At 66.0% G+C, this 17,296-nt stretch carries 12 protein-coding genes and 1 pseudogene; 4 read left to right on the top strand and 9 right to left on the bottom strand.

Annotated elements, in window-relative coordinates; all coding sequences use genetic code 11:
- Window positions 1-37: 37 nt before the first annotated feature.
- The gene (mutY, locus tag ACMZ6R_RS13845; RefSeq protein WP_416112419.1) at window positions 38-1,135 is read right to left on the bottom strand and encodes an A/G-specific adenine glycosylase; all 1,098 of its coding nucleotides are present in this window, start codon (window positions 1,133-1,135) and stop codon (window positions 38-40) included.
- A 140-nt stretch (window positions 1,136-1,275) separates the two neighbouring features.
- Here mutY and ACMZ6R_RS13840 point away from each other — a divergent pair, with 140 nt between their 5' ends.
- Both ACMZ6R_RS13840 and ACMZ6R_RS13835 read left to right on the top strand, forming a co-directional pair.
- Window positions 1,276-5,352: a hypothetical protein gene (locus ACMZ6R_RS13840; RefSeq protein ID WP_416112417.1), complete on the top strand. Its 4,077-nt coding sequence runs from the start codon at window positions 1,276-1,278 to the stop codon at window positions 5,350-5,352.
- Window positions 5,353-5,776: 424 nt separating this feature from the next.
- Complete coding sequence (locus ACMZ6R_RS13835) at window positions 5,777-6,214, top strand: RrF2 family transcriptional regulator (RefSeq protein WP_416112415.1); 438 nt, start codon at window positions 5,777-5,779, stop codon at window positions 6,212-6,214.
- 94 nt (window positions 6,215-6,308) lie between these two features.
- Here the strand turns inward: ACMZ6R_RS13835 and ACMZ6R_RS13830 are convergent, their stop codons facing one another.
- The 7 genes and pseudogenes from ACMZ6R_RS13830 to ACMZ6R_RS13800 form a co-directional block, all read right to left on the bottom strand.
- Complete coding sequence (locus ACMZ6R_RS13830; RefSeq protein ID WP_416112413.1) at window positions 6,309-7,172, bottom strand: menaquinone biosynthetic enzyme MqnA/MqnD family protein; 864 nt, start codon at window positions 7,170-7,172, stop codon at window positions 6,309-6,311.
- A 77-nt stretch (window positions 7,173-7,249) separates the two neighbouring features.
- Window positions 7,250-7,921: an adenylate kinase gene (locus tag ACMZ6R_RS13825; RefSeq protein ID WP_416112453.1), complete on the bottom strand. Its 672-nt coding sequence runs from the start codon at window positions 7,919-7,921 to the stop codon at window positions 7,250-7,252.
- Between the two features lie 495 nt (window positions 7,922-8,416).
- Window positions 8,417-9,052: pseudogene (gene tilS / locus ACMZ6R_RS13820) on the bottom strand (tRNA lysidine(34) synthetase TilS); the annotation flags it as partial.
- A 10-nt stretch (window positions 9,053-9,062) separates the two neighbouring features.
- Window positions 9,063-9,398: a hypothetical protein gene (locus ACMZ6R_RS13815; protein ID WP_416112411.1), complete on the bottom strand. Its 336-nt coding sequence runs from the start codon at window positions 9,396-9,398 to the stop codon at window positions 9,063-9,065.
- Between the two features lie 3 nt (window positions 9,399-9,401).
- On the bottom strand, window positions 9,402-10,763 hold the full coding sequence (gene hemA, locus ACMZ6R_RS13810; protein ID WP_416112409.1) for a glutamyl-tRNA reductase: 1,362 nt from the start codon (window positions 10,761-10,763) through the stop codon (window positions 9,402-9,404).
- Entirely contained in the window at window positions 10,726-11,595 is an 870-nt protein-coding gene (locus ACMZ6R_RS13805; protein ID WP_416112407.1) for a cytochrome C assembly family protein, read from the bottom strand. Before ACMZ6R_RS13805 ends, hemA begins: the two co-directional genes overlap by 38 nt.
- Window positions 11,582-12,274, bottom strand: a complete 693-nt coding sequence (locus ACMZ6R_RS13800; protein ID WP_416112405.1) for a precorrin-2 dehydrogenase/sirohydrochlorin ferrochelatase family protein — start codon at window positions 12,272-12,274, stop codon at window positions 11,582-11,584. Before ACMZ6R_RS13800 ends, ACMZ6R_RS13805 begins: the two co-directional genes overlap by 14 nt.
- An 88-nt stretch (window positions 12,275-12,362) precedes the next feature.
- On the opposite strand from ACMZ6R_RS13800, the gene ACMZ6R_RS13795 reads away from it, so the two are divergent.
- Window positions 12,363-13,628, top strand: a complete 1,266-nt coding sequence (locus ACMZ6R_RS13795; protein WP_416112403.1) for a glycosyltransferase family 9 protein — start codon at window positions 12,363-12,365, stop codon at window positions 13,626-13,628.
- A gap of 4 nt (window positions 13,629-13,632) precedes the next feature.
- The gene (locus ACMZ6R_RS13790; RefSeq protein ID WP_416112401.1) at window positions 13,633-14,904 is read left to right on the top strand and encodes a CgeB family protein; all 1,272 of its coding nucleotides are present in this window, start codon (window positions 13,633-13,635) and stop codon (window positions 14,902-14,904) included.
- A gap of 133 nt (window positions 14,905-15,037) precedes the next feature.
- Here the strand turns inward: ACMZ6R_RS13790 and ACMZ6R_RS13785 are convergent, their stop codons facing one another.
- Window positions 15,038-16,597, bottom strand: a complete 1,560-nt coding sequence (locus ACMZ6R_RS13785) for a flagellar hook protein FlgE (protein WP_416112399.1) — start codon at window positions 16,595-16,597, stop codon at window positions 15,038-15,040.
- Between the last annotated feature and the right edge of the window lie 699 nt (window positions 16,598-17,296).

Here is a 17,296-nt window from a genome sequence, read left to right as displayed (position 1 = left end):
GGCGCAACAGGCCAAAATCTGTTACGGATTTTCGCGATTAGAGCCACAAACTGTCGGCCAGCTGGTCGATGAGCTTGCGATGCCCGGCCGGGAAGGCATAGCCCCCCAGCTCTTCCGGGCGCACCCACAGGCTTTGCTGGGCGGCGGTCAGGGCCGGGACAGGAAGCTCGCCGTCGTTGCGGCCGCCGGCAAGGCGCAACAAGAAGCAGTGCAGCGTCACCCGAAAGGTGGTGTAGCCGTGGCGGATGACGGCCAGCTTGGTCGCCACTTCCGTGGTAAAGGCCGTTTCCTCGATGAATTCCCGCACCACGGCCGCCTGGGGCGTTTCGCCGGGTTCGATGCGCCCGCCCGGAAACTCCCACAAGTTGGCCCAGGCTCCTTTGGGCAGCCGCTTCTGAATGAAGAGCCGGCCGGCCTGGAGCAGTACGCCCGTGGCGACCTCAAGCGGTATGATGTCCTTGGCCTTGGACAGAACCGGGCGGTCGGCCACGATGCCGAGGTGTCTGGCCTGGCAGGCCGTCGCCACCGGGCAGCATGGGCAATCGGGATTTTTAGGGCGGCAGACCAGCGCCCCGAACTCCATGAGCGCCTCGTTGTACTCCCTGGCCCGGCCGGTCGGCAAAAGCGCCTGGGCGATCTCCATGACCCTGGCCTTGCCGGCCGGCTCCTTGACCGGCACGTCGATGTCGCGGACGCGGGCCAGCACGCGCAGCACGTTGGCGTCCACAGCCACGGCGTCGCGCCCGAAGGCGATGCTGGCAATGGCCCCGGCCGTGTAGTCGCCGATGCCGGGCAAGGCGCGGATGGTCGGGAAGCTCCCGGGAAAAACGCCGCCATGTTCGGCCATGATCCGTTTGGCCGCGGCGTGCAGGTTTCTGGCCCGGCTGTAGTAGCCGAGGCCCTCCCAGGCCTTGAGCACCGCATCCTCGGGCGCGGCGGCCAGTTCCGCGATGCCCGGGAACAACTCCATGAAACGGTTGAAGTAGGAGACCACGCGGTCCATCTGGGTCTGCTGGGCCATGATCTCGGAGACCCATACGGCGTAGGGATCGTAGGTGTTTCGCCAGGGCAGGTCGCGCTTTTTCGCCGCGAACCAGTCCAGCAGCAGGGGAACGAAGGCGTTTTGCTCGGTCATGACATCCTCGGGCGGTGGGAGATGTCCCGCTCGCGCCCTGCCATATAACCGATCAGCCCGCGAGGAAAGGCCGGCGCATTGCCAAGGCCCGCCGTTTCGGGAATAAACCAGGGGAAAAGAAATGCTGCGGGGAGGGATGGATGCGAAATTTTCTGGCGTGCTTCCTGGGGGCATGGCTGGCGTTGGCGGCGGTGGCCACGGCCTTGGCCGCAACCGGCGATATCCCGCCGGCCCTTGTTCCCTGGGAGGGGTTCGCCCTGCACGGCGCGGCCCAGGAGCTTTGCCCGCCGCGCGGCAACGATGCCAAGGCGCGCATCTGTCTTTTCCCCGCCAGCCTGCGCCTCGACGTGCAGGGCAACGGCGCTGATTTTTCCCTGCGGGCGCGGCTTTTCGACGAGGCCGCCGTCCCCTTGCCGACCGCTCCTGGCGTATGGATCGAGAGGGTCACGGTCGGCGGCAGGGACGTTCCGGTGGTTGCCGGCGAAAACGGCCCCGTGGTCTGGCTGCCGGCCGGTGCCTATGAAATGACCGGCCGTCTGGCCTGGAACCGTGAGCCCGAGGGACTGATCCTGCCGGACGGCGTCGGGCTGGTGCGGTTGTCGCGCCAGGGCGTTGCCGTGCCGGTTGCCGTGTCCCCGGCCGGGGAGTTGCGCCTGGGCGGCGCGGATGCGGTGAAACCCGTGGCCAACGGCGAGCATGTGCGGGTTTTCCGGCTCCTTGCCGACGGCGTGCCCATGACCGTGACCACGCTTTTTCGCCTCGACGTTTCGGGGCTGGCCCGGTCCGTGACCCTGGCCGGGGCGATCCCCCCCGGGGCGATTCCCCTGGCCGTGCGCGCGCCGGTCGCGGCTTCGCTTGGCCCGGACGGCTCGCTGGTCCTCGATGCCGGGCCGGGGCGCTACGACGTGGAGGTGGTGGCGCGTTATCCCGGGCCGGTGGGAAAAATCGGGCCGGTCGCCGCGCCCTACGGCCGGGAGATCTGGTCCTACCGGGCCGATCCCGACCTGCGCCAGACCCGGGCCGAGGGGCCGGCCGCCATCGACCCCAAGACCGCCGACGTGCCGGAGGCCTGGAAAAACGACCCCGCCTTTGCCGTCGCCGCCGGCGCGACCCTGGCCATCCACGAACTTGGTCGGGGTGTGCCCACGGGCCGCGACGCCTTGAACCTGACACGCGAGTTGTGGCTTGATTTTTCGGGCCAGGGCTTAAGCGCCCGCGACAATGTCAGCGGGGAAAACCGTTCGGCCTGGACGCTGTCCCTGCTGCCGCCCGGGGAACTCGGCCGGGTGGTCATGGACGGACGCGATCAGCCGGTGGTGCTCGTTGGCGGCAAGGACGCGCGCGGGGTGGAGCTGCGCACGGCGCGCCTGTCGCTTACGGCCCATTCCCGCTACCCCGATGCGGCGGCCGCCATTCCGGCCGGCGGTTTCGACCGGGAATTCGAACACATAACGACCCGGCTCAACCTGTCGCCGGGGTGGGGACTTTTGGCGGCGTTCGGCCCGGACACGGTGCGCGGCGGACTTTTGTCGTCGTGGTCGCTGCTCGACCTGTTTCTGGTCATTTTGCTGGTCGTGGTCGCCGCGGGGTTGCGCGGGCCGCTTGCCGGCGCGGCGCTCGGGATCTTTTTGCTGCTTTCCTGGCATGAGCCGGACGCGCCGACCGGCGTCTGGCTGTTTGTCCTGGCCGGGGCCGGGCTGCTGCGACTGGCCGGTCCCGGGGGCCGCTTTGCCGACAAGCCGGGCTTTCGCCGTTTTGCCGTGTTTTTTTTCGGGCTTTCCTTGCTGGGCCTGATCGTGACAGCCATTCCCTTTGCCGCCGACCAGCTGCGCCGGGCGGTGGCGCCGCAAATCGGCCCGCCCGCGTTTTCGGAAGCGCCGGCCGGCGCGCGCCTTGCCGGGGGCAGACCTCCCGCGCCGGCTCCCTCGGTCGCGCCCCGGACCTTTGCCCGCAAGAAATCCCTGGAAAACGCCCCGGCCCCCATGGTCGCCGCCATGGCTCCCGAAGCGCAGGACGCGGCCGGTGGCGGGGGACGCCTCGAATTCGACCCCAATGCCGTGATCCAGACCGGGCCGGCCATGCCGGACTGGCATTTCGCCACCGTGACCATGGAATGGAAAGGCCCTGTTGCCAGGGGACAGACCCTGCGCCTCGTTTTCGTGCCGCCTTTCGTCTCCTCGCTGCTGGGGTTCGCCCGGGTGGCCTTTTTAGGGTTGGGCCTGTTTTTTCTCTGTGACCGCGCCCGGCTGCGTCGTCTGCGCGACCTGGGCCGGCCCACCGTGGCGGGTTTGGCTCTGGTCGTGGCGCTGACCGGCTTCTCGAATGTGTGCCGGGCCGGGGAGTTCCCGGACAAGGCGCTTTTGGACACCCTGCGCGACCGGCTGACCGAGCCGGCCCGGTGTTTCCCCCATTGCCTGGGCAGCTCCGGGCTGGATGTGCGCCTGGAAAACGGGCGACTGACCATGACCAGCCTTGTCGATGCCGCCGCCCGCGTGGCCTCGCCGCTTCCGGCCGTGTCCGAGAACTGGCGGCCCGATGCCGTGCGGGTCGACGGCGCGCCGGGGGCGGCCCTTTACCGGGAGGGGGAATCGCTGTTCGTGCTGCTCGAACCTGGTCGTCACGAGGTGGTGCTGTCCGGCCCGGCCCCGGGCGCGGTGTCGTTTCGCATCACTCCCGGCCTGTTGCCGCCCGGGCGGGTGCGGCTGAGCGCCCCGGGCTATCGGTCGCGGGGGCTGGACGGCCTGGGCGGCTTGTCCGGGCCGCTGGAACTGACCCGGGCCGAACCGGATGCCGCCGGCTCCGGGCCGATCGCGCCGACAGTCGACATTCCGCCCTTTTTCGAGGTGACGCGGACGCTGCGCTTCGGCCTGGCCTGGGAAGTGGAAACCGTGGTGCTCAGGCGTTCGCCCCTTGGCGGCGCGGTGGTGGCGTCGGTGCCGCTTGTGCCGGGCGAAATGCCGGATACGGCCGGCGTGACGGTGAAAGACGGCGTGGCCGAGGCCTCCTTTGCCGCCGGCCAGAAGCGCGTCAGTTGGCGCTCGCACCTCGATCCTTCCGGCAAGCTTGCCCTGACCGCGCCCAACGGGTCGGCTATGGTCGCAACCTGGACCATCGAGGCCGCGCCCTTTTACGACGTGACCTTTCACGGCCTGTCTCCCGTCGGCATCGTGGCCGCAAACGGCTCCTGGCGGCCGCGTTTCACCCCCTGGCCGGGCGAAACCCTCACCTGCGACATCCGCCGTCCCAAGGCCGCGCCCGGGGAAACCCTCACCCTCGACCGCGCCGCGCTGACCGTGCGCCAGGGGCGGCAGATGCGCGACAGCGAACTGTCCCTTACCTTCCGTTCGGCCAAGGGCGCGCGCCATGCGGTGCGCCTGCCGGCCGGAGCCGAAGTGACGCGCCTGCTCGTGGCCGGACGCGAGACGCTGCCCACGGGCAGGAATGGGGAGGTGGGCTTCGCCTTGCCGCCAGGCGTCACCGACGTTTCCCTGCGGTTTCGCGAGCCCGTGGGCACGGGCACGGTCCTGCGCACCCCGACCCCGGATCTGGGCCTTCCCGCCGCCTCGGCCCGCACCCGGCTTGTACTGCCCCCGGACCGGTGGCTGGTCGGAGTCTTTGCCGCAACCCGACTCGGCCCGGCCGTGCTCTACTGGGGCTGGCTGGCAGTGGTGGCGGCGTTGGGGCTCGGCCTTGCCGCCATTCCCGATACGCCGCTTTCGCGCTGGCAGTGGTTCATCTACGCCCTGGGCCTGTCCCAGGCCACGCCGCTGGGATTTGTCTTGGCCACGGGCTGGCTGGCGGCGCTTGCCTGGCGGCGTCGCATCGCACCTTCCGGGGCGTTTTCCTTCGATGCCGTCCAGGTATTGATGGTGCTGCTGGTGTTGGCCGGGTTGGCGGCGCTTTACGACACCCTCGACGCCGGGCTGCTCGGCCTGCCGCGCATGCAGGTGACCGGGGGCGGCTCCACGGCCACGGAAATGGTCTGGACCTGGGACCGGGTGGCCGGAGCCCTGCCGGCGGCGACCGTCATCGCCGCGCCCATGGCTGTTTTCCGCACCCTGATGCTGGCCTGGGCGCTCTGGCTGGCCTGGTCGCTGCCGCGCTGGCTGCGTTGGGGATTCGACAGCCTCACCACGGGCGGCGGCTGGCGGACGCTGCGATTCTCCTGGAAGCGGTCCGGGCGGGAGCGTCAGGGAAAAGACAGTGCAAAAGGGTAAACCCTTCCGGAGCACAGGGGGTTCTCCTGGTGTTCACGCGCGCAGGGATGTCCGGTGTGTCTTGGTATGCTTCTTGAATAAATGAATCCCGTCGCAGTCATGTCGACGGGAGGACGGCCATGGATACCGGATATTGCTGCCTGTGCGGTCGTTTGATTGGCCACTGGGACTTTTACGCCAGGCGGGCGGAGGGAAAAATTTGCAGTCGGTGTGTCCTGGATCGGGGAATCCCGTTGTCGGGACGGTTGTCGCGTAACGGTATGCGAAGGTCCAGAACCCACCAAATGGTTGCCGGAAAAGAATATTTGCTTCAGTAAATGGGGAAGGCAAACGGCCCGATACCGGTTTTGCCATTGTCCTGCGTATCTGCTAGAAGCCCCCTTGTTCGGTTTTGCACAAAACTGAAAGAAGGGGAATGACGCCCATGCAGCTCACCACGCGCAGCCGTTACGGTTTGCGCATGCTTCTCGATATCGCCCTGCACGGGGGCGAACGCCCGGTCCGCATCCAGGATATCGCCAAGCGCCGCAATATTTCCGTGAAGTATTTGGAGCAGTTGATCCGGGCGCTCAAAAAGGCCGGTTTCATCAACAGCAAGCGCGGCCCGCGCGGCGGCCACGTCCTGGCCATGCCGCCCGAAGAGATCCGGGTGGGTGATGTGGTCCGGGCCCTGGAAAGCCGACCCGAGCTGACCGAGTGCGTGGGCAACCCCGAAACCTGCCTGATCGCGGCGGACTGCGTTACCCGCCAGATCTGGGCTAGGGCCACGGAAAGCCTTTTCCGCGAACTCGACGCCATACGGATTTCGGACATGCTGGATCAGGCCCAGAAAGCCGAAATCCTGGGCCTGCCCTGCTGCTGACCTCCTTCCGGCTGTCGGGGCGTGGCGAGCCGACGGGATGGTATCCCGCCGGCTTCCGTCGTATGGGATCGATGGTCCCGCCTGGGCCGGGCCGTTACAGGGCGAAGCGCAGTCCGGGCACGGCCGGGATGAGCCCTAGTTCGCGGCAGTGCTCGGCGAAATAGATCAGGCTCGCCCGGGCCACCGCATCGAAATCGTAATTGACCACCCGCAAATAGGCGAGCAGGGCCTCGGGGCCGATCCAGTCCGGCCGCGAAGGCGCGCCCACCAGTTCCGGCAAGGTCCGGGGCAGGGCGGCGTTTATGGCCAAAAGCCGCTCATGCATCCGGCGAAGCCCCGACAGGCGCTTGTCCGCCAACCCCTCCCGGACGATCCACAAGGCAAAAACGAACGGCGTGCCGGCGTATTCGCGCCAGGCCTGGCCGAGGTCCGTCACGTGCCAGCCGGCCGGCGGGTCGAGATAACGCTTGAGCGCCAGATCGCCGATTTCCACAAAGGGTTTTCCCGTAGCGAGCCCGGTCCCGGGCGGCACGGTCTCGAAACGGACTTCGGGAAATTTCCAGGCAAAGCGCCACAGGACCTTGAGCAGCGCGTTGGAGCTGGCCGAGGCCCCGGAGAGCAGCACCGGGGCGCCGGTGCGGGCCAGATGCCCGGGCAGCTCGGCCAGGGGAACCGGCGAGAGCAGGAGCACGCTTTGGATCGGGCTGGTGGCCGCCCGGATGCACAGGTCCGGCAGCAGGGTAAAGGCTCCGGGATTGGCCAGATAGGCGAAGGCGGAGGCCGGCGCGGCGTCGATGTCCCCGGTCGCGAGCGCGCTATTGAGCGCGGACGGATGCCCGGGCACGTAGGTGATGTCCGGGCCTTCGGGAAAGGCCGGAACGAGCGCTTCGTAGAGCGGCCAGACGTTCAGGTAGGCGATGCGGCCAAGGCGCAGGGGGCCGTTGTCCTCGTGCGGCATGGGGATACTCCTTGGGTAAAAAAACGGCCCCGAAGGTATTCCCCCCGAGGCCGTCAGGCAAGGCGAATTCCGGTGAACTAGGCGAGCTGGGCCAGCAGGGTATCCTTGATGGAGTCGATGGAGCCTTCGCCATTGAGCTCGATATATTTGGTTTTACCCTTGGCGGCCAGGTCCTTGTAGAAATAGGCGGCGGCCATGGTGCCGGTCTTGGTGTCGTAATAGATGTCGTGGCGCTTGCCGATGGCGGCCTCGTCCTGGTCGTCGGCGCGGGTCTTGAGGTCGCCGCCGCACACCCGGCACTTGTCGCCGTTGGGCTTGATGGCGTCGATGAAGATGTTGTTGGGATGGTTGTTGTCGTTGACGCACAGACGACGGCCCATGATGCGGTTTTTGGCGACTTCGCGGGGCAGCAGGATCTCGATGACGTAGTCGAGCTTCATGCCTTCCTTCTGCAGGGCGTCCCAGAGCTTCTCGGCCTGGACCATGTTGCGGGGGAAGCCGTCCAGCAGCCAGCCGCCCGCGCCTTTGGCCTTGAGCGTCTCGAGAATCATGGGGATGGTGATCTCGTCCGGGACCAGTTCACCCTTGTCGATGAAGCCCTTGGCTTTCTTGCCGAGTTCGGTGCCGCCGCCGATATGCTCGCGGAAGATCGCCCCGGACTCGATATGGGCCAGATTATACTTCTTTTTCACCAGGGAACCCTGGGTGCCCTTGCCGCTTCCGTTGGGACCGAAGATAAGGATATTCACCGGGACAGCCTCCATGTTTGATTTTTCACAATCGGCTTCACTACCCTCCGGGACAAGCCCTGTCAATGGTTCCGCCTGGTTTCCCGCCGTCACCGGCCTGGCCGGTTTGGGGTGAAACGTGAGCGCCCGGTGACCGACCCGGGCCGTCTTGTCGCCGGGAAACTGGAACACCCGTCCGGTGGCCCGCTTGGCGATGGCCGCGTCCAGGGCGAAAAGCGCCTCGGCCAGGGCTTGCCCCGGACCGCAGGCGCGAAGCGCCCGGCGGTAGAGCCGCAGGCGCAGGGCGGGATGCAGCCCGGCAAGCGCCTCCATGGGGAGCGCGGTCGGGTCCGGGAAGTCGGGCAGGGAGGCCTCGAGAAAGTCCTCGTCGATGCGGGCCTGCCGCCACAGCCTGGCCGCAGCCTCGCCATGGCGGGGGTTCTCGGCGGCGATACGCGGCAGGATGTCCAGGCGGACCCGGTTTCGCCGGTAGGACGGGTCGTCGTTGGACGGGTCGCGGAGGACGGGCAGGGAGAGGGCCGCCACGAACGCCTCGATCGCGTTTCGGGGGGTCAAAAGGAGCGGGCGCAGGATGCGTCTCACCGGATCGAGGGCGGCCATGCCGCCCAGCCCCGGCCAACCCGTGCCCCGGATCAGCCGCAGGATCTGGTCTTCGGCCAGATCGTTGCGCTGGTGGCCGAGCACCGTCCAGGCCTTGGGGCATCCTTGGCGCAGTTCCTCGAAGAAGGCGTAGCGGGCGATGCGGCCGGCATCTTCCAGGCCGGTGCCGCGCTTGCGGGCCAAGTCGGCCACCTCCACGCGGCGTTCATGAAAAGGGATGTCCCAGGCGGCGCAAAACGCCCTGGCAGCCGCGGCCTCGGCCGCGGATTCGGGGCGGAGACCATGGTCCAGATGGGCGGCTTCGAGGCGGGCGCCGAGGCGCGGGCCCAGTGCCGCCAGGACGGCGAGGAGAACGGCGGAATCCGGCCCGCCCGAAAAGCCGACGATCCAGGTCGCGCCCCGGGGCTCATGGCCGCACAGCCCGACGAGAAACTCCTCCACGCCGAGGCACAAGAGGGCCTGCCTGCGGGGGAGGGCGTCGAGACGCGGCCGCGCGCCCTGCGGCGCGGACCGTTTCGAGGCGGGTGGCATCCGGGCCGGGTCAGACCGGAATGTCGAGTCCCCGGATGAAGTTGTCCAGGAAGTCGATCATCTGCTGGCGTTGTTCGGTGGTGCAGTAGCTGATGCATGAACAGCGCAGTTTGCCCCGGCCGCGCACGAGCAGTTCGAGCTTGAGCCAGTTGCGGCCGGTTTCGAGGATGAGCATATACGGGCCGCATTCGCCGTAGTGCTGCTGTTGTTCGTCGTTTAACATCTCCTGGGGGAAGGGGATGTAGTAGATGTGGTCCAGGGGGCCCTTGAAGCCTTTCTCGGCCAACTGGCGCTCGATGATCTCCATGTTGTCGGCGGAGACTTCATCTATCAGGTAGGATCGCATGGCTTACTCGCTTGTATCCGTCGCATCGGGGTTGGGGGCCTTTTCCCCGCCCATAGGCGGTTTCCGGTTCGCGTGGGCGTCGTCCGGGGTGTGTTCGCGGTCCAGGTTGTACATGCGGCGGGTGAGGTCGATGAACCTGTCCCCCTTTTCCTCCCTGGCCCGGCGCTTGAGAAAGACGATGGGCTCGTGCAGGAGCTTGTGGCTGATGGACAGGGACAGGGTCTCGATGGCCCGGCGGGTTTCGTCGGAAACGTCCGGACCCAGGCGTCGCAGGGTCTTGTGCAGTTCCCGGCGGGCGATATCCTCCCCGGTTTGCAGCAGGTCCACGATGGTCGGCTTGACGTCCAGGGACTTGAGCCATTCGCCGAAGCGTTCCACCTGCAATCGGATGATGTCGCGGGCCCGGGCCGCTTCCTCGCGACGCTGGGCCAGGTTTTCCTCGACGACTTCCTGGAGGTCGTCGATGTCGTACAAATACACGTTGTCCAGGCTGTTGACGTCGGGGTCTATATCGCGCGGCACCGCGATGTCGATAAAAAACATCGGCTTGTGCTTGCGGGCCTTGAGCACGCCCCGCATGTCCCTGGCGCGCAGAATGACATGGGGCGCACCGGTGGAGCTGATGACGATATCCACCTCGGGCAGACGCGACACGAACTCCTCGAAGGCCACCGGACGTCCCTTGAACCGCGCCGCCAGCTCCTCGGCCCGGGCGTAGGTCCGGTTGGCCACCAGGATTTCCGAGATCCCGGCGTTTAAGAGGTGCAGGGCCGCCAGTTCCGCCATCTCGCCGGCGCCCACGAGCATGGCCTTCTTGCCGGCCATCTCCCCGAAAATGCGCTTGGCCAGTTCCACCGCCGCGTAGCTGATGGAAACGGCGCTGGCGCCGATACCAGTGGCCGTGCGCACCTTTTTGGCCACGGAAAAGGACTTGTGGCACAGCCTATTGGTGATGACTCCCGCCGTGTTGCAACTGACGGCGTGGCGGTAGGCCGCCTTGAGCTGTCCCAATATCTGCGGCTCGCCGAGGACCAGGGAATCGAGGCCCGAGGCCACGCAAAAAAGGTGCTCCACGGCGGCAAGTCCCTGGTGCTCGTAGAGGTGCGGGGCCAGGGCGGCGGCGTCCTGGCCGCAGTACTCGGCCCAGGCCTCGAGCACGACGGGCCTCACGTCGCGGCCGGGGTCGTCGGCCACGACCACTTCCACCCGGTTGCAGGTGGAGAGCACGAGGACTTCGCGCAGGCGGGCGTCACCGCGCACCAGAAGTTCGCCGAGTTTGGGGCGGTCGCCCAGGGCGAACGCTTCCCGGATATCAACGCCGGCGGTCTTATGGTTGAGTCCGAACAGGTATATTTGATGCTCCATCGATATATCGCGCGAAACTATGGTGTGTTGGCACAAAAAAGTTGATGACAAGCAAAGACACGAGGGTCAGGCAGAAGATCCAGATGGCCAGTTTCGCGGTCTTGCGCCCCCGCCAGCCGATAAACAGGCGCTGATGGAACAGGAAGGCGAAAAGCAGCCAGACGCCAATAGCAATGATCTCCTTGGGATCATAGGAAAAAATACGGTTCCAGGTGAGCTTGGCCCAGATGAATCCCGACAACAGGCCGATGGTGTAGAGCGGAAAGCCGGCGGCCACGGCCCAGCGGTTGACCGTGTCGCAGGTGGACAGGGCCGGCAGGGCCTTGGAAAAGACCGAAAGCTTTTCCTTGGTCTTGATCTTGTGCTCCAGGTACAGATAGGCCAGCCCCGCGCCGCAGGCCATGGCGAGGAGGCTGATGGCCAGAAACAGCGCCCCGATGTGCAGCCCGAAGAACAGTCCCCCCAGGGCCTTGGGCAGCGGCATGCGCTGGGCCGTGACCGCCTGGGACGAGAGGAACAGAAACAGGGCCAACGGCGCGGCCAAAAGCCCCAGCATCTCGAGCCGCAGCCGCCACCAGAGGAAAAGGCAGATGAGCAGCAGGCTCCAGGCGAGCAGGCTGAAGTAGAATTCGCCCAGGAGCAGGGCCGCGCCGCCTTCGGTCGCCAGCAGTACGACAAGGTCCACGGTGTGCAGCAAAAAGCCGGTCACGGTGAGGCCTTCGCCCGCGCGACGAAGCGGCCGCCTGCCTGAAACCACACCCAGCAGATGCAGGGTGGCCCCGAGGAAGTAGGCGCTAAGGACCAGGATGAAAAGAACGTTAAGCGCCGGCATGGACGAGGGCTCCCGAAACCAGCTCGCTGGCCTTGTCGTGCAGGGGCGCGGGCAGGAGGTCCCGCAGCACGGCCTCGGCGGCGGCTGCGTCGCCGCGCTTAAGGGCCTCGATCAGGCTCGAATTGACCAGTTCACGAAAAATCCTGGAATTCTCGGGACTCCCCAGGCCAAGTCCCAGCACCATGGGCCGCAGGGTGCTCATGAGCACAAGCAGGGCGCCGTATTCCGAACCGAGAAAATCCCCCAGTCCCTGTCGGATCTTGCGGGCCAGGGCCGGCGAACCGCCGCCTGTGGAAATGGCCACGGTAAGCTCGCCCTGGGTGTAGAGCGCCGGCACGATGAAGCTGCATTTTTCCGGCTGGTCCACGATGTTGCACAAGATGCCGCGGCGTTCGCATTCCCGGCTGATCTCCCAGTTGAGCGCCTCGTCGGCGGTTGCGGCGATGACCAGGAACCGGCCGTCGAGGTCGGCCGGGGTAAATGGCCGACAGGCGAAAACCACGGCCGGATGGGCGAGCGCTTCGGCACAGGATTCATCCGGGACGATCATGTCGAGGACGAGGATTTCCGCCGCACCACAGGCGGCGAGCGTGGCGATCTTGCGCCGGCCGACCTGGCCCGCGCCCACCACAAGGCACCGTTTGCCCTGCAGATTGACGTAAATTGGATAATACCGCATGGATGATTCCTATAGCAGAAGAACATTGGAACCGGAAAGGTATTTTTTTTCACATGTATTTTCCAGTCCTCTGAACGCGGTGCATGGTATGGCGCGTTTTCTCGTTTTGCAACTGGCCCGTCTGGGGGACCTCGTTCAGACCCGGCGGCTGCTGTCGGGGCTCGATCGCGCTGCCCGGCGCACCGGCGGGGAGGTGCATCTGGCCGTGGACCATTCCCTGGCCGCCCTGGCGGCGCGGCTTTATCCCTTTGCCGTGATCCACGGCCTGCCGGCCCATGGGGCGGCGGGGCTCGACGCCCTGGCCGCGACCGGGCGGGTGCTGGCGGCCGGCCGGGAATTTGCCGTCCTGGCGGATGTCGGCTTCGAGAAGGTCTTCTGTCTCAATTTTTCGCCGCTCGGCATGGCGATTTCCGCCATGTTCCCTCCCGAGGCCCAACGTGGCTATCGTCAAAGCGCCGGCCAGGCCGACAAGGACCTGCTTTTGCGCCTCGTCTTTCGTCTGGCCCGGGACAGACGCGGCGGCGGTATCAATCTGGCCGACATCTGGGCCCACCTCGACGACGAGCCCGTGCCGCCGGAAACGGTCAACCCGCAGGCCGCGCCCCGGGGCGGGGGCATCGGCGTGGCCCTGGCCGGGCGCATGGCCCGCCGGTCGCTTCCCCCCGAGGTGCTGGCATCGGTCGTGCGCACGCTCTTTCGGGCAACGGGAGCCGGGCGGGTGCTGCTTTTCGGCACAGCGTCCCAGGCCGGCGAGGCCCGGGCGCTTCTGCGCAAGCTCGACCCCGCCGTGCGGGACGCCTGCCGGGACCTGACCGGCCAAACCGACTTGCAAGGTCTTGCCGAGGCCGTATCTTCCCTCGACCGGCTGGTGACGCCGGACACCGGGGCCATGCATCTGGCCGCGTTTTACGGCGTGCCGGTGACGGCCTTTTTTTTGTCCTCGGCCTGGTGCCATGAAACCGGTCCTTACGGCGTCGGGCACACGGTCTGGCAGGCCGTGACACCGTGCGCCCCCTGTCTGGAATCCGCGCCCTGCGGCCATGGGCTCGTCTGCCTGCCGCCCTTTGCCGACCCGGGGTTCGCCCGGGCCCTGGCCGGATCGACCAAGGCCGCGCCCCCGGCCGGGCTTGTCGGCATGACCACGGGATGCGACGCTCTCGGGGCGGTCTGCCGGCCGGTGTGCGGCGAGGACCCGACCGAAGCGGCGCGCGCGGCTTTTCGCGCCTTGCTCACGCGCCGGCTGACCGGTGCCGTGGCGGAGGCGAGCCTGGGCCACGATCTGGCCCAATCCTCTTATCTGGAAACGGACTGGGTGTTGCCGCCGGCGGGCCGGCCCCTGGCCGGGGAGTGGTGATCGCATGGATTTCGGGCGGGCGCTGCGCATCCTCATCGTGTTGCCCATGTATGGGGGATCGCTTCCCATCGGGCGGTATTGCGCCTCGGCCTGCGCGGGCCAGGGGCATGTGGTCGAGACCTTCGAGTCCCCGGATTTTTACGGGGCCTTTTCGGCCCTCAAGGAACTGCGGGTGACGTCCGACAGGCTGGAATACTTGGAGAACAGCTTTCTCCAGGTCGTCTCCCAGGCCGTTTGCGCCAAGGTCGAGACCTTCGGCCCGGACCTCGTGTTGTCCATGGCCCAGGCGCCGCTGTCGCGTCAGGCCCTAAAACGTCTGCGCCGCGACGGCGTGCGCACGGCCATGTGGTTTGTCGAGGATTTCCGGCTCTTCACCTACTGGGAGGCCTTCGCGCCATTTTACGATGTCTTTGCCGTGATCCAGAAGGAGCCGTTTCCGGAAAAACTCGCCGCCATCGGCCAGGAAAACGCCCTCTACCTGCCCTTGGCCGCCGATCCGGCCGTGCACCGACCGCTCGAACTTTCCCCCGTGGACAGGCGCATCTACGGAGCCGAGGTGTCGTTTATGGGCGCGGGCTATCCCAACCGCCGCCTCGCTTTTGCCGAACTGCTCGATTTCGGGCTCGGCATCTTCGGCAACGAATGGGACGGCGACGCGCGGTTGAAGCCCCATGTGCGCCTTTCGGGGCGGCGTCTGTCCACTGAGGAGACGGTCAAGGTGTTCAATGCCGCCACCGTTAACCTCAACCTGCACTCGAGCATCGGCGTGGAAAAGCTTGTGACAGGGGGCGATTTCGTCAATCCGCGCACCTTCGAGCTGGCCATGTGCGGCGCGTTTCAGCTCGTCGACGAGCGCGCGCTTTTGCCGGAACTTTTCGCCGATGACGAGTTGGCCCGGTTCGGGAGCCTCGACGAACTCAAGGAGCGCTTGAACTACTACCTGGCCAGGCCCGCAGAGCGGGCGGCTTTGGCTTCGCGGGCCAGAAGCCGCGCCCTGGCCGACCACACCTACGCGGCCCGCATGGCGACGCTTCTCGCCTTCACGGCCGAGCGCTTTCCGGGCTGGCCGGCCGCGAAGCGGGAAGACGCGGCGCTTTCCGGACTGCCGCCTGCGATGCGGGAGGAGTTGTCGACCCTGCTTGGGGAACTGTCGCTCCCGGCCGACGTGTCCTTCGACGATCTCATCTGGGCCGTGCGCGCCCGCCAGGGACGGCTTTCACCCCTCGAGACCTCCCTGTTGTTTCTCGACGAATGGCGCAAGCAGTATAATCATTAGAAAGAATGGGGAACGCGATGAATGCGAGAGGGGAAACCCTTTGAAAAGGGTTTCCCCTCTCGCGCTCTCCCCTTCTGAAACTTTTGACGGAAAGTCCTTCCGATGATGTGCCCCCGGGGGGGAGCCGTTACGCTTACCGCTTAATCTCCAGGGCCTTTTGCATCATTTCGTCGGCTGTGGTCACCACCTTGGAATTGGACTGGAAGGCGCGCTGCAAGGTGATGAGGTTGACCATTTCCGTGGCCATGTCCACGTTGGACGATTCGAGGGTGTAGCCCGAGACGCTGTCGAACACGCCGGAGTTGGCCCGCCCGAAACTGGCCTCGCCCGATTCCTTGGTGGCTGACAGCAGGTTGTTGCCCTCCCGATAGAGGTCGGTGGGGTTGCGGAAGTCGGCCAGGGCCACGACGAAAAGCTCGATGGTCTGTCCGTTGGAAAATTTTCCCGAAACCACGCCGTTTTTATCCACGCTGGTGCTGATGAGCTCGCCCGAGGCATAGCCGTCCTGGGTGGAGGAAACGGTATAGGAAGAGGTGGCGTAGCTGGTGGAACAGGTGGCGGCGTTTTTGGTGCTGGAGCTGGTGAAGCCCGCATTGGCGCTGGTCAGGGTGCCGATATCGGCGGCGCTCGCCGGGCCGTTGGCGTCCCAACTCGCGGTGGTGGAGGACAGGCCGTTCTTGAAGTCGATGGTCTGGCTGGACAGGATATTGGAGGCGTTGGAGACCGAGCGGAACGTGGCGCTCAGTTGCGGCTCGCCTGACGAGTCGAGGGCGGCCTGGGTCCAGGAGGACAGATTGGTGGCATCGCCCCCGGAGGGTGTAAAGGCGGTTTCATTTTCCAACTCGCCCTGGGTGGAGAAGGTGAGTGTGCCGATCATGAGCACGCCGGCCTTGCTCGTGCCGCTGGTGGTGGAGCTGCCATCATCCTCGGGCGGCATCGTCACCATGTATTCCCAGTACTCCTTGCCGTTTTCGTCCGACACTTTGGAGTAGTAGGTGGTGAGGGTGTGGGCGCCGCCCTCGGAATCGTAAACCTTGATGTCGGCCGAGTAGGCGGCGTTGGACACGGGCGGGCTGTTGTCGGCGTTGTAGCTCTTGAACATGGTGAAATAGGGATCGGTGGCGTCGAGATCGCCCGCTTTGGTCTGATTGTCGAGGTTGGTGACCATGGTGACGGCGCTCGTGGCCTGGGCCGGAGAGGTGTAATCCTTGATCTGGATGTCGGTCAGGGTCCCGGTGGTCGGCACCTGGGACAACACCGTGCCCGTGCGCTTGGCCGCGATGACCGCCGCCCTGTCCACGGCCCAGCCCTGGACGTTCAACCCCGTTTCGGTCGTCAGGTAGCCGTTGACATCAAAGTTGAATGCGCCGTCCCGGGTATAATAGGTCTTATCGGTGCCGGGCTTCTTGACCACGAAATAGCCGCGCTCTCCGGTGATGGCCATGTCCATGGATTGGCTGGCGCTGTTGAGGCTGCCAACCGATGTGGTCATGGAGACGCTGCCAACCTGCACGCCGGTGCCTATCTGGCTACCGTCGGAGGTCCCCCCGGCCATTTCGCTGACCATGTCGGCGAAGAGCAGGCGCGAGGACTTGTAGCCCGTGGTGTTGGTATTGGCGAGGTTGTTGCCCGTGTTGGCGATGCCCGTGCTGTAGCTCAAAAGGCCTGACACGCCTGTCCAGATCGCGCTCATGGTCCACCTTCCTTCTCGAGCGGGCGGCAGAATTTTCCCGTTGCCCGGCAACAGCGGGGGAGGGTGACTCCCGGCCGCGACGCCATTCGACTGCGGGCTGCGCGCCATACGGCCGCAACCGTTGCGGATTTCCGAATCAGCCGGCCTGTCGCACACGGGGCGCGGCTCGATGGATACGGTGGAAATCCTTGCCGTCCGCCACGGATAGTGCAGGAGCCGGGCCAGCCGGATGCGAATGCTGTCTTGGATAAAAGAGGTATTGGGTGAAAGTCCTTGACACCAAATGTGGGGAGACTTACAAAGACTTTCCCGCACGACAAAAGGGTGACGTTTCGACGTCGATTCGGTGCTGGGCGGGGAGTTGAAAAAAAGGTGTTGACGGTCCCGATGATGGGACGTAGAAGCACCCTCCCACGTCACGGGCAACCGGGACGCGGGCCGGGGAACGAACGGTTCTCCAGGAAGTTGAAAAAAAGTGTTGACGGCCCCGGCGACGGGGCATAGATGCACTCCTCCACGTGACGGGAAACCGGAACGCGGCCCGGAAGACAAACGGTTTTCCGGGTGACTTGAAAAAAAGTGTTGACGGGCCGGGAGCGAGCGGGTAAACAGTCCGACTCTGCTTCGGGAAACCGGGCACGGTTCGAAAGCGAAAGCAATCGAACGAAGTTGAAAAAAAGTGTTGACGGGCCGCTCGGG

The sequence above is a fragment of the Solidesulfovibrio sp. C21 genome, assembly GCF_047785625.1.
Taxonomy (GTDB): domain Bacteria; phylum Desulfobacterota; class Desulfovibrionia; order Desulfovibrionales; family Desulfovibrionaceae; genus Solidesulfovibrio.
Note: the sequence above shows the minus strand (reverse complement) of the source record. Positions and strands in the feature narration are given on the sequence as shown.

Coding starts and splice junctions, on each gene's coding strand:
- ACMZ6R_RS13830 (WP_416112413.1), bottom strand. CDS start 7,172: ATGCCGCACGAGGACAACGGCCCCCTGCGCCTTGGCCGCATCGCCTAC.
- ACMZ6R_RS13785 (WP_416112399.1), bottom strand. CDS start 16,597: ATGAGCGCGATCTGGACAGGCGTGTCAGGCCTTTTGAGCTACAGCACG.
- ACMZ6R_RS13815 (WP_416112411.1), bottom strand. CDS start 9,398: ATGCGATCCTACCTGATAGATGAAGTCTCCGCCGACAACATGGAGATC.
- ACMZ6R_RS13840 (WP_416112417.1), top strand. CDS start 1,276: ATGCGAAATTTTCTGGCGTGCTTCCTGGGGGCATGGCTGGCGTTGGCG.
- ACMZ6R_RS13795 (WP_416112403.1), top strand. CDS start 12,363: ATGGCGCGTTTTCTCGTTTTGCAACTGGCCCGTCTGGGGGACCTCGTT.
- mutY (WP_416112419.1), bottom strand. CDS start 1,135: ATGACCGAGCAAAACGCCTTCGTTCCCCTGCTGCTGGACTGGTTCGCG.
- ACMZ6R_RS13790 (WP_416112401.1), top strand. CDS start 13,633: ATGGATTTCGGGCGGGCGCTGCGCATCCTCATCGTGTTGCCCATGTAT.
- ACMZ6R_RS13835 (WP_416112415.1), top strand. CDS start 5,777: ATGCAGCTCACCACGCGCAGCCGTTACGGTTTGCGCATGCTTCTCGAT.
- ACMZ6R_RS13805 (WP_416112407.1), bottom strand. CDS start 11,595: ATGCCGGCGCTTAACGTTCTTTTCATCCTGGTCCTTAGCGCCTACTTC.
- hemA (WP_416112409.1), bottom strand. CDS start 10,763: ATGGAGCATCAAATATACCTGTTCGGACTCAACCATAAGACCGCCGGC.
- ACMZ6R_RS13800 (WP_416112405.1), bottom strand. CDS start 12,274: ATGCGGTATTATCCAATTTACGTCAATCTGCAGGGCAAACGGTGCCTT.